An 805-nucleotide genomic window follows, 5' to 3' on the forward strand; every position below is an offset into this window, starting at 1 on the left:
CGGCATACTGGACACGTTCAGCAAACGTACGATGTCCACCGAACGTCAAGGAGTAGCCCCCCGTGCGTAATCCCGAGGCACCGAGACTGCTGGGGGTCTACCGGCGGGCCGTGCCCGAGAGCGTCCGCAAGGCGATCGTCTCGCAGGTCGACGCCGATATGCGCCGCCGCGTCAAGATGCGCATCGCCGGCGGCGCGGCCGTCGCCGAGAAGATGCGCGCCGCCCGCGTCACCAAGCGCTACCAGAGCCTCGCCGCCGGCGACGACCGCGCGGTCGTGCACGTCGGCAAGGACCCCAAGGTCGCGCTCGTCACGCCCGGGATCACCCCGCTCCAGGCCCGCCGCGCCAACCTCGACACCGTGCTGCGGGCCCTGCACGCGGCCGGCCTCGACCACTTCTGCGTACGCGGGCGCTCCGAGACCGCCGCCGCCGTCGCCGTCCGCGAGGACGACCGCACGGCCGTGCTGAAGGTGCTGGAGGCGCTCTGCGGCGACCAGCCCGGCTACGTCACCCACGTCAAGGGCAACAACCCGGTCCCCGAGACCTCCCTGCCGGGGTACGAGGACGGCACCTGGCGCCGGTTCAAGACCGCCGGGACCGTCCGCGTCACCTGGTACCGCACGGACCCCACCCACCGTCTGATCCTGGGCAACCGCTACGGCTGCGACGTGGAGTTCTGGCACGAGGAGGACGAGCAACTGGTGCCGCCGCGCGTCGGCAAGCTCGCCGAGTCGCTCGCCCTCCAGGGCCCCACCACCCGCGTCTCCGAGGCCTACTTCACCCACCTCGCCCCGCGCGAGGCCCC

At 72.4% G+C, this 805-nt stretch carries 1 pseudogene; it reads left to right on the top strand.

What is annotated here, in order from left to right:
- Nucleotides 1-62: 62 nt before the first annotated feature.
- A pseudogene (locus ACJA3G_RS37925) lies at nt 63-805 on the top strand (sugar phosphotransferase); the annotation flags it as partial.

The sequence above is a fragment of the Streptomyces sp. YS-3 genome (genome assembly GCF_045257485.1).
GTDB lineage: Bacteria > Actinomycetota > Actinomycetes > Streptomycetales > Streptomycetaceae > Streptomyces.